The following is a 12,364-nucleotide window of genomic DNA, read 5'->3' as shown; positions in this document are numbered from 1 at the left end:
TGCGTTTCCCGGGGTGGATCTGGCCGCGACTTCCAGGCCAAACCCATCCCGGAAAGCACGCGCGGTGCTAGTGGGCTCCCATACCGCCATCGACGCGGTACTGCACGCCGGTCAGGAAATTGCTCTCATCAGAGGCGAGGAACAGCACGAGGTTGGCGATGTCGGTCGATTCGGCGTATCGGCCCAACGGGATATTGCTGGTAAACCGGGCCTGCGCGGCCTCCGGGTCCGCCGGGTTCACGCCCTTTTCCAACGCCCGCATCATGCGCGTGTTGACCGGCGATGGGTGGATGGAGTTGACGCGCACGCCGTATGGCGCAGACTCAAGCGCCGCCGTGCGGGTCAACCCGACGACGCCATGTTTGGACGCCGTGTACGGGCCGATGCCCATGCTCCCGCGCAGCCCGGCGACCGACGAGGTATTGATGACACTGCCGCTCTTCTTCGCATTCATGACGGGCAGCACATGTTTGAGACCCAGGAACACGCCGCGCAGGTTCACGCTGATCACCCGGTCGAAGTCTTCCACTGCAGTCTCGACCAGCGGGACGGCCACCTTCCCCTCGATACCGGCGTTGTTGAAGAACACGTCAATCCCGCCGTACGCCTCGACCGCCTGCTGAACGTAGGACTTGACATCCGATTCCTGCGACACGTCTGCGGTGATGGCGAGTACGTCGCCGAGCTTCGACAGCCTGTCGCGGGTCGCCAAGAACTCGTCGCTGTCGAGGTCGACGATCGCCACCCGGGCGCCACGTTTGACGAACTCCTCGGCAACGGTCGCGCCCAAGCCACGCGCTCCGCCGGTGATTACTACGCTACGTCCCTGAAAATCTGCCACTTCGTGTCCTCTCAGTCGTTACCTGCGGACTATGCCATCGACGACCGCATTCCCGCTAGAGGAACGTGAATGACGAGTGCTTCGGGGTCGCTACGATTGCGGGCATTTCCCGCTCGCTGCGTCGCGAGGACCGCAGTTCACGGGGCTTCGTTGTGGTGGACGCCGAGCTGCTCGCAGGCGTCGTTCAACAGGGTCTGCACCGCCAATGTGTCGTCGAGCGGCATCATTGCGCTTTCGGTACGCCCCGCGCGCATGCCGTCGGTGACCTCGATCAGTTCGTGCGAGTAGCCGACGCCAAGGGGCTCGCGGGTGATGTGTTCGGGCTCCGCACCGGAACGGTGTAGCACGATCGCCTTCGGATGATGAAAACGCGGCGGGACGTCGATCCAGCCCTTAGTGCCGAAGATCCGCGCGTAGCCCGGCAGCGAGTGGCGCAGCGAGATCTGAAGCGCAGCGGACTTGCCGTCGTCGTACCCGAGCAGCAGACCGGCCTCCAGGTCGACGCCCGTCGGCGCCAAGGAACCGGTAGCGACGATTTTCTCCGGCGTACCAAGGAAATGTTGTGCGAACGAGACGACGTAGACACCGAGGTCGAGCATCGCGCCGCCGCCTTGGGCAGGGTCGAACAGCCTGTCCGCCGGGTCGTAAGGGCGATCGACTCCGAGCTCTGCTTGTACGGCGCGGACTTCACCAATCGCACCGTCCGCGATCAGGTCGCGCGCGGCGACGATCGCCGGCTGGAAGCGGGTCCACATCGCCTCCATACAAAAGATCCGCGCCGCACGCGCCCGCTCGACGATTTCCCGTGCGCCTGCGACCGTGGCGGTAAACGTCTTCTCAATGAGCAGCGCCTTGCCGGCATCGAGCGCCGACCGAGCGATCGCCAAGTGCTGCGGATGCGGCGTGGCGACGTAGATGACGTCGACCTCGGGATCTGCAACGAGTGAGTCGTATGAGCCGTGCGCGACCGGGATCGCGTGACGGGCGGCAAAACCGTCCGCCCGCTCCTGCGAGCGCGACCCGACAGCGGTGATCACGGCGCTCTCGACGTACTGGAAATCTGGTACGACGAGATCCGCGATCCGTCCAGGGCCGGCTATCCCCCAGCGAACTTTACGTTCCATGACGGCCACGCTACCTGCCCGCGTCGCGTGACTAGTCAGGCCGAGGCGCGTTCGCGACCGAACTCGAGGGCCTCCGCCCAGCTCGCGCGGCCGGCGATCAGCGGGCGAAACTTCATCAGGTGCCGCGGCTGGTTGATCGCGAACGCACCGACCACCGTGTCGCCCTCCCGATAGAGCGACAGGAACGAGCCATCGTCAGTCGAGCCGATAACTACCTGCACCTCGTCGGAAGGGATGCCGATGAAGCGGATGTTGGCGTCGTACCAGTCGGACCAGAAGTACGGCGCGCCGCTAAATGGCTTGCGCGCCTGCGGATCCACCGCGCTCTGGCCTGCGTGCCGGCCCTGGTCACCCGCCGAGGTCCAGTGTTCGAGCCGCATCAGCCGGTCGAAGGTCGGGTTGACCCAGCGCGCGACGTCACCGGCGGCGTACACGCCCGGCGCACCGGTCCACAGCGTCTCGTCACAGACGATGCCATTGTCCAGCCGCAAACCGGAATCACCCAGCCAGCCGGTCGCCGGATCCGCACCCGTACCGACAACGACCAGGTCCGCTTCGAGGACGGCGCCGTCCGAGAGAATCACGCGTTCGACATGCCCGTCGCCCTCCAGCCGGTCGACGGGTACGCCGCACATCAGTTGCGTGCCGTTGCGCTGATGCAATGCGGCGCACGCGGCGCCCATCTGCTCGCCGATCGCGCGCACCAATGGGGTGGGCAACGCCTCGACGATCGTCACCGGCAGACCACGCGCCCGTCCCGCCGACGCGATCTCCGAGCCGATGAAGCCACCACCAACGACCACCAACCGGGTCGCCCGATCGAGACCGGCTCGCAGCACCCGCGCGTCGTCCAGGGTGCGCAACGTCAGTACGCCGCCCAGCGTGCCTACTTCCGGCATCGTCCGGGCGGTAGACCCGGTGGCTATCACGAGCGCGTCGTACCGGTGCTCGGTCGCGCCGGTGTGCACCACTTGTTCGGCGACGTCGAGACCAGTGGCCGGCTGGCCCAGGAAGAGGTCGACGCCGAGTTGCTCGCGCATCGCTTCTTCGGTCCGATAGAACGTCGGCTGCGGCTGCTCGTCGGTGAGATAGGTCTTGGACAGCGGCGGTCGGTCGTAAGGCAGATGCTCCTCGGCGCCGATCAGCGAAATCCGTCCGGCGTACCCCGTCTTGCGGGCACCCTCGACGGCACGCAGTCCGGCGACCGAGGCGCCGACGATGACGAGGTGGTCGACGTCCGTCACCGCTCGATCCGCAGCGACCGCGTCGGGCAGCTCTCGACGGCCCGCTCGACAAGTTCCAGCTCGTCGTCGGTGAAGTCCGGTTTGATGACGGTCATCGTGCCGTCGTCGTTGGTTTCGAAGTGCTCGGCCGAAATCGACTCGCAGATGCCCAGCCCTTGGCATCGCTCTTGGTCGTGAATGATCTTCATCTTTAACTCGGCTCCCGTTCTGTCGGCGCTAGATCTTGAGTCTGGGTGAATCGAGCTCGTGGTCCACGATAGATAGCGCGATCGCGGCGTACTCGCGGGCGATCTCTCTCGGACTTTTTGGCCCGTCAGATCGGTACCAAAACGCGACTGACTGGCACATCCCGACCAGCGCACGGGCGGTCCCGTCGGGGATCTCGGCCGTGAACACGCCGGTCTCGACACCCACCGCAAGCAGGTCGGCGATACGGCGTTCGACGGCCCGCCTTGCTTCGGCGTACGAGTGACTGGTCTCTTCCTTCAGAAAGCGAAATTCCGGGTCCAGGAATGCGAAGTCCGCGTGGTAGGTCATGTGGAGTACGACGGCCTCGATCGTGTTGGCGAGCTGCGTCCGCAAGTCGTCGCCGGCCGCGGCCATGGCCAGCCGGACCCGCTCGACGACCGCGTGAATCGAGATGTCGATCAACGCTGCGAGCATCGCCTCTTTATTGCGATGGTGGTAATACAGTCCCGGCACGGTGACTCCGACGCGCGACGCGATGTCGCGCACCGAGGCACCGTGGTAGCCATGCTCGCGGAAGGCCGCCAACGCCCCGCGCAAGACAGGCGTGAGCTGGAGTTCGTCGTACTCTCGCCACTGGTCCATCCGCGCCTCTCTGGATTTGCTCGAACTATATCCCCGACGCGAGCGCCAATCTGAGTTTCGGCAAAATGTGCAATTGAGATCTGACGCTTGTCGTCGCGGTTCGGAGTTGCCGCCGCGCAGCTGGCGGACCTGCTCGCGACCGGGCACGCCACCAGCGCCGTAGTCGCGTTCGCATTTGCGCTGTTCGCAATCCTGGCAGGCTGGATCAACTTTTCCTGGTTCGCATCCGCATTTGACACCGACGTAGTCGACTTGTCACTCATTCCCACCTTCGTCGCGATCGCGGTACTCGGCGCTCTCGAACTGCTGCTCCCGGTAGTAGCCCAAGGGCGGGCAGGCGGTACACCGTGGCACCCACACCACATCGCCGACCGGTACGGCGGGTTCGCGATCATCGCACTCGGTGAGGGCATTGTCGGCACCGTCGCGTCCTCTCGTAGTGCGTTAGGCGGATCGTCCGGGCTCGATTGGGACGTGGACGCGGTACTGGTCGTGGTCGCGGGGATCGGACTCACCTTCGCGATGTGGTGGACGTACTTCCTCACGCCGTACGGCGATCTGTTGCGCCTTCGCCCGAGCCGGGGCTATCTCTTCGGCTGCGGCCATATCCTGTCGCGGATCGCGAGGCGAGTTGTCGCGGACGGTCGAGCAAGTTGTCGCGGATCGCGAGGTCGGCCTCTAGCTACGACTCGGGACGGGGCCACGGCCGGCCGTCGAGCCGCTCGATATCGGTATTGAAGCGCTTGAGCCAACGAGAGAATTCGGCCACTTCCTCGGGCTTCCAATCGGCCAGTACGCGCTCGAGGCCATTGGTGTTGAACGCCCGCTCGGCCTCGAGCCTGCTCGACCCCTCAGCCGTGATTCGAAACTTGCGCGCCATGCCGCCACCGGGATCCGGGATGCGCTCGACGAGCGCCGCGGACAACAACGCGGCCGTCTGCCGGTTCAGGGTTGATGTGTCCAGTCCAAACGCGTCGCTAAGCTCGCCTATCGACATCGGGCCTTGCACGCCGATGCGGCTGAGCACGATGTACGCGCTGCGGTCGAGCCGCTCATCGTTGTCGCGCGGACGAGCACGCAAATCCATATGCCGACCCAGCACCATCGTTTCGAATTCGACTAAATGGGTGGGCTTGTCCATCTCACGATCCTCCCTCTCCTGTGCGATCGGGCACACGTCGGGTCACGGCTATCGCCAAACACCACGCCCGTGTAACGTGCACAATGCACAGAATATGCACGATACACATTCGGGAGCAGCAGTTCCAACGTAAGGAGATGCGCGTGGACAGTTCCACGAAACCGGTGGTTCACCCAGGCCGCTTGATCGGCGTACTCGCATTCACCGGCATCGTCGGCGCGCTCATGCAGACACTCGTAGTCCCCTTGATCGGCGTACTGCCGAAGATCCTGGACACCTCGGCGTCCAATGCCACGTGGGTCATCACCGTGACTCTGCTCGCCGGTGCCGTAGCCACGCCCGTGATCGGTCGACTGGGCGACATGTACGGCAAGCGCCGCGTTCTGTTGATATGCACCGCGCCACTCATTTTGGGATCGGTCGTGTGCGCGACGGCCTCATCACTGGCGCCGATGATCATCGGCCGTGGCTTGCAGGGACTCGGGGTCGGTCTGATCCCGCTCGGTATCAGCGCGATGCGCGACCTGCTTCCTCCCGAGCGACTGCACTCCTCGATCGCCTTAATGAGCGCCTCGATGGGCATCGGCGGCGCGCTCGGCCTGCCTGTCGCGGCCGCGGTCGCCGAGAACGCTAGCTGGCGGGTGCTGTTCTGGGCAGTCGCGGTACTCAGCGCGATCATCTTCGTACTGCTGTGGATCATCATTCCGGAAATCCCTGTCAGCGGGAAGGTCGGCCGCTTCGACGTCATCGGCGCGATCGGTCTCGGCGTGGCCTTGGTCTGCTTCCTGATGGCGGTGTCGAAGGGCGGCGACTGGGGATGGGCGAACGCGAAGACACTTCAGCTTTTCGGCGCGGCCGTCGTTGTCGCACTGATCTGGGGCTGGTGGGAACTGCGCGTCTCCAGTCCGCTGGTTGACCTTCGGATGACGGCTGGTCGTCAAGTGCTACTCACCAACGTCGCATCGGTGGTCGTAGGTTTCGGGATGTACGCATCCTCGTTGATCATCCCGCAGCTGATGCAACTGCCGTCCGCGACCGGCTACGGCCTTGGACAGTCGATGCTTGCCATGGGACTGTGGATGGCGCCCGGCGGCCTGATGATGATGGCGGTCTCGCCGATCGGCGGTCGCATCTCGTCTACTCACGGGCCAAAACTCACACTGCTGCTCGGCTGTCTGGTGATCGCTGCCGGCTACGGATCCTCGATCTTCCTAATGGGGTCGATCTGGGGACTGATGATCGCCGTCTGCATTATCTGTGGCGGCGTCGGTCTGGCGTACGGCGCGATGCCGGCACTCATCATGGCCGCCGTACCACTGTCGGCCACCGCCTCCGCCAACAGCGTCAACACCCTGATGCGTTCCATCGGCACCTCGATGTCCGCGGCGGTGGTCGGCGTGGTCCTGGCGCAGATGAGTACGCAGGTCGGTGGGTACAACCTGCCGACCGAGGCGGGATTCCGCACCGGTCTGCTCATCGCCTGCGGTGTCGCGATTGTCGCCGCAGCAATCACGCTGGCTATTTCGTCCGGGCCTCGACGGACCGCGCCCGAGCCCGAACCCGCACTGGCGGCGCCGGTTCCCAGCGCCTAGTCCACTACCTGCGTAGAGTCCGGCCGCTACGTCTGAAGCGCGCGTTGCGGCTACGCTCGTGCCTCGCGGCGCTCAACGGGCGAGACTCAATCGGTGAAGAGGCTCCGAATATCGGCGGCGCTCAACGCCGCGTCTTGCATCCCGTCGCCACCCATCACCGAGTCGAACAACTTCGCCTTGCGGCCCTTCAGCGCCATCACCTTCTCCTCGATGGTGTCGGCGGCGACGTATCGGTAGACCATGACCGTCTTGTCTTGGCCGATCCGGTGCGCGCGGTCGATCGCCTGCGTCTCCGTGGCGGGGTTCCACCACGGATCCATCACGAAGCAATAGTCGGCCTCGGTCAGGTTGAGGCCAAAACCGCCCGCCTTGAGGCTGATCAAGAACACCGGAGCATCGCCGTCCTTGAACGACGAGATCACCGCGGCCCGGTTACGGGTGCTGCCATCGAGGTAGCAATAGGGGACGCCCGCCGCATCGAGCTTCTGCTTGATCCGTCCGAGGAAGCTGGTGAACTGGCTGAACACCAGCGCACGATGACCCTCCCCGGCGAGCTCAGTCAACTGCTCGCATAACAACTCAACCTTTGCCGACGGCACGTTGGCGTAGTCGTCCTCGACGAGACTGGCATCCAGCGCGAGTTGGCGCAGCAAGGTCAGCGACCGCAAGATCACGAACCGGTTGGCGTCGAGGTCGTTGATCATCCCCAGGACCTTCTGGCGCTCGCGCTGTAGGTGTGTCTGGTAGATCTTGCGGTGCTTGGGCAGCAGTTCGACCTCGACGACCTGTTCTTGTTTGGGCGGAAGCTCCGAGGCGACCTTCTCCTTGGTACGCCGCAACATCAATGGTCGGATCCGTCGTTGGAGCTGCGCCAGCAGCTCGGTGCTGTTGCCGCGTTCGATCGGCTTGCGATAGGTGTCGGCGAACCTGTCGGGCCGCGGGAAAAGCCCCGGGGCGACGATCGACAGCATCGCCCACAGGTCCATCAGGCTATTTTCCAGCGGCGTACCGGTGACGGCGAGCTTGAACGGCACGGGCAGGCGGCGTACGCATTGGTAGGTCTTCGCGCGGTAATTTTTGACGAACTGTGCTTCGTCAAGAATCAACCCGGACCACGGCAGGCCGGCGTACGACTCGAAGTCGATCCGCAGCAAGGTGTACGACGTGATCACGATGTCGGCGCCGGCGACCAACGCGGCGGTGTCGCTCTTACGCTTGGCCTCGGTCTGATCGATTGACACGACGCGCAGATGTGGCGCGAATCGTTGGACCTCCCGCGCCCAGTTGGACACCACGCTCGACGGCGCCACCACCAGGAACGGCGGCGCCTCCGGATCACCCTGGCGAGCCCGGCAGATCAGCGCGATGGTCTGGAGCGTCTTGCCCAGGCCCATGTCGTCGGCGAGGATGCCGCCGAGCCCGTGGTCGAACAAGAAGGCCAACCATTGGAAGCCGGTCAGCTGGTAGGGCCGCAGCTCGGCGTCGAGCGTGGTCGGCACCGGCGCCGGGTCGGCGGGTTGGTCATCGAGCAGCCCGGCCATTGTCTCGGCCCACCGCGACGACTGATTTTCAACGACCCCGAGCTCGACCAGGTCCTCCCAGAACCCAGCGTGGTATTTGCTGATCCTTAGTGACTCGCCCTCGTGTTCCTGGAGCTCACGGGCCTCGGCGATGAGCCGGCGCAGCGCCTCGAACTCGGCGCGTTGCAGGCTGAAGTATGCGCCCGATTTGAGCATCAGGAACTCGTCGTCGCGAGCGAGCGCGGCGAACAGCTCGATGAACGGCACCGTCTGGTCGTCGACGGTGACCTGGACACCCAGGTCGTACCAGTCGGCCTCGCCGGGTAGGTCCGAGGTCGACACGCGTACGACGGGCGCGGTCTCGATGTAGCGGTAGTCCGGCAGGTCACCGTTGATCTCGACTAGGACGTCGTGCCCGCGCAGCGCGGAGATCGTCTCGTTGACGAACGCCGCAGCGTCGATGCTCATTAACGCGACGGGCGGCCGCTCGGCGTCGTCGAGTGGCATGCCGACCGCGACCGGCAGCGCGCGCACCAGCGCCGTTTCGGCGGCCAGGTCGCGCACGGCATGGCCCGGCTCGTCCGCGGCATCGGAGCCGACCGCGAACCGCGACGTCGCCTCGCCGACGGCGTACTGCACCTTCCAACGCAGCCGCAGACTGAGGTCCGGCTGTGGGTCCACGATGACGACGAGGGTCGGCGCGGAGATAGACGGCAGGTCGACCGAGTCATCGGAGGACGTGATCCGGGTGGTATTACGCAGCCGCGGGTAGAACTCGTCGGCCAGCCGGTCGATGTCCGCACGCGGCACCGTCATGTCCTGCGGGTCGAACACCCAGTCCCGCAGATCACGGCTGGGCCGCGCAGCAAGCTTGGCGATCGTCAGCGTGCCGGGCCGGCGGGGCTCCTCCGGTGCCGTCTCGTGAAACAGACTGTGCGTGGGCGAGCCGAGCCAGCCGATGCCTGCCGGCGAGAATACGTCGCCTCCGATGCTGACCCGCGGCGCTATCGCGAAGTCTTCACCGCTGCGCCGCACGTCAAGCACGATCTCTGCCGGCTGGGCCGAGAGCACGAGTTCGGTGGGCGTCGCCGTACCCCGCGACTCGAGCAGCAGCGGTATCCCGGCGTCGGACATCGTCGACAAGAACGACCAGAGCATCGGACCGACCGCGCTCAGCGACGTCCACCCACCGCTGCCGTAGTAGCGGTAGTCGCTGCGCAGCTGCGTGTAGGAGTAGAACTCGCTCAGCTGTTCGCGGTGCCGCGGCGGGAAGCCACGGTCCCCGCGCAGACTCGCCCACGAGAGCCCACTGCTGACCCAACGGCCGCTGCGGCCCCACCCGACGGGTCGTACGCCGAGGCCGATCGGCGTACTCTGCCGGTCTCCGGTGATGCTGCGATCAACCCGAAACATCAGGCCGACCGGCTGATGGCGGGACTGCTGTTGACGTGCAGGAGACTGCCCGGCGAGCTGGCCGAGGCGGCTGTCCCACGTCGCGCTGGAGACCCGCGACTGTTCCCCGCGAGCGCTTCGAACCGCGATCATCAAGGCTGCGGCGTGCTTGCAGTCGAAGCCGACCGGGCAGCTGCACGAACCGGCAGGCTCGGCGCGATCGTTGAAATAGACCGTCGTGTTGTAGGGCTTCGGCTGGGTGCCGTCGACCCGTCCGCGCAGCTGTAGCGGATCTTCCGCGACGTCGATTTTGCTGACCAGGCCGCGCCGCGCATAGGACCGCCCGCGCTTGAACGACTCGCTACCAACCATGCGGATGATGACGGAGTCGTCGAGCAGTTCAGCTAACGCCACGGACATGCCGCGAGGATAACGCGCGACGCCGACACGGCTCGCGGCGCTGGCGCTACGGAGTGCGTACGCCGGTCAGCTGGGTCGCCTGCCCGACAAGCCTGCCTTTGCTGTCCCACGCATACGTCGTCTCGTCCATCCGGTCGTTACCGATGTCGAGGCTTTTGGTGAAGACCCGGACCGGACCGGGCGCGGGCAGCCGACGAATGTACGCCGAAAGCTGCATCGTCGGCGCCCAACCCGCAAGTCCCATGTCAAAGGAGATCGGCGGAGTCGGGTCGAGCGGTATCAGCAGGCTCATGGGGTCCCAGGCTGCGCCGTCCGCGAGGCGGATCCAGCCGCCGATCGTGCCGGCATGTCCCGGTTCACCCCGCGTGAACCCCATCCCCTTCGGGTCGAACCGTTGCTCGACCATGTCCATCATCGGTACGTCGAAGCCGGCGCCCGGCGCCGACCTGGGCATCAGGTCACAGTCCGACTCGTCCGGGATGTCGGGCGGCGTCGCCGCCGTCCACCACGCGTCCGCGTCGTCGAGCACGCCCTGGACCAGCAGCGAGTCGACGCACGGCTTGTCGTTTTGCAGGAGAGTGGCGCGCAGCTGCGACGCGCCTCGACCCGCTCGCAGTACGTCGACCTGCACCGTTGCGGGCCCGACGTCCGGCGCTTGCAGGAAGCTGCTACTGATTGCCTGCAGATGCGGATGCGAGTCACCGACCATATCGGCGGCGGCCCGCGCGACGATCCCGAGCAGGTAACCGCCTTGCGGTTTGACTCCGACCGTCCATTGCTCGCTGATGTATGCGTCGTACATTCCCGCGCCGACGGCCGTAACCGCGGTCGCCTTCTCATAAATCCCCATCGGACGAGCCTACCGGGCGCGGCGCGGCAGATTCTTTCCCGACTACATCGATAAGCCCGCCCCACAATCGGTCCGTCGCGACGCGGTGACAGGATGACCACCTATGCGGATCAAGAACGACGTCCCCCGCGACGTCCTGACGATGGCCGGGGTCGCGCTATGCGTCTCGCTGGGCTTCGGCATCGTCGCGCCGGCGATCCCGCTTTTCGCAACCCAGTTCGGGGTGTCGGCGACCGCGGCCGGCGTCGTCGTTTCGTCGTTCGCCTTGATGCGTCTAATTTTCGGTCTCGTCGCGGGCCGACTGGCCGACCGCCTCGGTGGCCGCACCAGTCTCATCATTGGCCTCGCCGTCGTCGCGGTATCCAGTCTGCTGGCGGGCGTCGCGCAGGACTACCCACAGTTGCTGATCTTGCGCGGGATCGGCGGTATGGGTTCGGCCTTGTTCGGCGTCGCATCAATGGCGATCGTGCTCAACGCCGCCGGCAAACAGCTGCGCGGCCAAGCGATGAGCATCTACCGCATGGGTTTTCTGGTCGGCGGCATCATCGGTCCAGCGGCTGGGGGCGCGGTACTGGGCATCTCCCTGCGTGCACCGTTCTTCTTGTACGGCGGCACCCTCGCACTTGCTGGGGTTGTCGGGCTTGTGTTCCTCGGCCGGGATGCTGAAAAAGCCACGCCGAGCGACTCTGACGAGGGGGACGCCGTACCCGAGACCCCTGCACCGGACCGGACGTTCGGCGAAGTTCTGCGCACCCGCGAGTATCAGGCCGCCCTGACCACCAACTTCGCCGTAGGGCTAGCGGTTTTCGGAATCCGAAGTACGGTCCTACCGCTGTTGATCGTGGAGCATCTGCACGCCTCACCGGGTTGGGTCGGTGTCGCTTTTTTGGTGTCGGCGCTCGTGCAGACTGCGTTGATGTTTCCCGCCGGCAAATGGTCCGACACGGCAGGAAGGCGGCCGCCACTTGTTGTTGGCTCGGCGATCGCGGGCGCGGGCCTGCTCATGCTCGCGTTCGCCGGATCGCTCGCGATGGCCCTCATCGCGATCGGCCTGTTCAGTGCTGGCTCTGCGTTTCTGGGGACCGTTCCAGGCGCCCTTGTCGGCGATGTCGCAGGAAAGCGCAGCGGCACGGTGCTCGCGGTATTCAACATGGCCAGTGACTTCGGCGCCGTGATCGGGCCGGTGGTCGCCGGCTGGCTCGTCGATCAAGGGTCGTACACGGCCGCGTTCGGGCTCGGGGCAGGCGTCGTACTGCTCTCCGGCGTACTCGGGATGCGGTTGCGTCCCCGTGAGGCTTCCACGATTCGGTAGGAAGTTTGACCCTTCCAGAAGACCTCGAGCGATACCGCGGCTGCCGCGGCCACCTGAATTGCCGATCCGGTCGCGTGGGCGAGTGATACTACGGTGA

General features: G+C 65.5%; 11 protein-coding genes. 3 read left to right on the top strand and 8 right to left on the bottom strand.

Annotation, left to right across the window (positions count from 1 at the left end):
• Window positions 1–67: 67 nt before the first annotated feature.
• From CLV47_RS07380 to CLV47_RS07360, 5 genes are all read right to left on the bottom strand, one after another.
• Window positions 68–841: an SDR family NAD(P)-dependent oxidoreductase gene (locus CLV47_RS07380; protein WP_106348376.1), complete on the bottom strand. Its 774-nt coding sequence runs from the start codon at window positions 839–841 to the stop codon at window positions 68–70.
• Window positions 842–978: 137 nt separating this feature from the next.
• Entirely contained in the window at window positions 979–1,965 is a 987-nt protein-coding gene (locus CLV47_RS07375) for a Gfo/Idh/MocA family protein (protein ID WP_106348375.1), read from the bottom strand.
• A gap of 35 nt (window positions 1,966–2,000) precedes the next feature.
• Window positions 2,001–3,209 (bottom strand): NAD(P)/FAD-dependent oxidoreductase, encoded by a 1,209-nt coding sequence (locus CLV47_RS07370; RefSeq protein WP_106348374.1) that lies wholly within the window; start codon window positions 3,207–3,209, stop codon window positions 2,001–2,003.
• Window positions 3,206–3,397 (bottom strand): ferredoxin, encoded by a 192-nt coding sequence (locus tag CLV47_RS07365; protein WP_106348373.1) that lies wholly within the window; start codon window positions 3,395–3,397, stop codon window positions 3,206–3,208. The genes CLV47_RS07370 and CLV47_RS07365 overlap by 4 nt, the downstream gene beginning before the upstream one ends.
• A gap of 28 nt (window positions 3,398–3,425) precedes the next feature.
• Window positions 3,426–4,040, bottom strand: coding sequence for a TetR/AcrR family transcriptional regulator (locus CLV47_RS07360; protein WP_106348372.1), 615 nt, complete (start codon window positions 4,038–4,040; stop codon window positions 3,426–3,428).
• Window positions 4,041–4,127: 87 nt separating this feature from the next.
• On the opposite strand from CLV47_RS07360, the gene CLV47_RS07355 reads away from it, so the two are divergent.
• Window positions 4,128–4,778 carry a low temperature requirement protein A gene (locus CLV47_RS07355; protein ID WP_202862439.1) on the top strand — a complete coding sequence of 217 codons (651 nt, stop codon included), beginning with the start codon at window positions 4,128–4,130 and terminating at the stop codon, window positions 4,776–4,778.
• Here CLV47_RS07355 and CLV47_RS07350 read toward each other — a convergent pair.
• Entirely contained in the window at window positions 4,723–5,181 is a 459-nt protein-coding gene (locus CLV47_RS07350; RefSeq protein WP_106348371.1) for a MarR family winged helix-turn-helix transcriptional regulator, read from the bottom strand. The genes CLV47_RS07355 and CLV47_RS07350 overlap by 56 nt on opposite strands.
• A 143-nt stretch (window positions 5,182–5,324) precedes the next feature.
• On the opposite strand from CLV47_RS07350, the gene CLV47_RS07345 reads away from it, so the two are divergent.
• On the top strand, window positions 5,325–6,773 hold the full coding sequence (locus CLV47_RS07345) for an MFS transporter (protein WP_106348422.1): 1,449 nt from the start codon (window positions 5,325–5,327) through the stop codon (window positions 6,771–6,773).
• 86 nt (window positions 6,774–6,859) lie between these two features.
• On the opposite strand, the gene CLV47_RS07340 is transcribed toward CLV47_RS07345, so the two are convergent.
• Together CLV47_RS07340 and CLV47_RS07335 are read right to left on the bottom strand one after the other, a co-directional pair.
• Complete coding sequence (locus CLV47_RS07340) at window positions 6,860–10,105, bottom strand: DEAD/DEAH box helicase (protein WP_106348370.1); 3,246 nt, start codon at window positions 10,103–10,105, stop codon at window positions 6,860–6,862.
• A 46-nt stretch (window positions 10,106–10,151) separates the two neighbouring features.
• Entirely contained in the window at window positions 10,152–10,955 is an 804-nt protein-coding gene (locus CLV47_RS07335) for a thioesterase family protein (RefSeq protein WP_106348369.1), read from the bottom strand.
• 103 nt (window positions 10,956–11,058) lie between these two features.
• Between CLV47_RS07335 and CLV47_RS07330 the strand changes: the two genes are divergently transcribed.
• Window positions 11,059–12,267: an MFS transporter gene (locus tag CLV47_RS07330; RefSeq protein WP_106348368.1), complete on the top strand. Its 1,209-nt coding sequence runs from the start codon at window positions 11,059–11,061 to the stop codon at window positions 12,265–12,267.
• Window positions 12,268–12,364: the final 97 nt, after the last annotated feature.

The organism is Antricoccus suffuscus, assembly GCF_003003235.1.
In the GTDB taxonomy this organism is placed as follows: domain Bacteria; phylum Actinomycetota; class Actinomycetes; order Mycobacteriales; family Antricoccaceae; genus Antricoccus; species Antricoccus suffuscus.
The sequence above is the reverse complement of the archived record's forward strand: the minus strand, read 5'-3'. Positions and strand labels throughout refer to the sequence as shown.

Excerpts from the sequence above, each read along its gene's own strand:
- CLV47_RS07375 (WP_106348375.1), bottom strand. The coding sequence starts at position 1,965 with ATGGAACGTAAAGTTCGCTGGGGGATAGCCGGCCCTGGACGGATCGCG.
- CLV47_RS07330 (WP_106348368.1), top strand. The coding sequence starts at position 11,059 with ATGCGGATCAAGAACGACGTCCCCCGCGACGTCCTGACGATGGCCGGG.
- CLV47_RS07340 (WP_106348370.1), bottom strand. The coding sequence starts at position 10,105 with ATGTCCGTGGCGTTAGCTGAACTGCTCGACGACTCCGTCATCATCCGC.
- CLV47_RS07350 (WP_106348371.1), bottom strand. The coding sequence starts at position 5,181 with ATGGACAAGCCCACCCATTTAGTCGAATTCGAAACGATGGTGCTGGGT.
- CLV47_RS07360 (WP_106348372.1), bottom strand. The coding sequence starts at position 4,040 with ATGGACCAGTGGCGAGAGTACGACGAACTCCAGCTCACGCCTGTCTTG.
- CLV47_RS07365 (WP_106348373.1), bottom strand. The coding sequence starts at position 3,397 with ATGAAGATCATTCACGACCAAGAGCGATGCCAAGGGCTGGGCATCTGC.
- CLV47_RS07335 (WP_106348369.1), bottom strand. The coding sequence starts at position 10,955 with ATGGGGATTTATGAGAAGGCGACCGCGGTTACGGCCGTCGGCGCGGGA.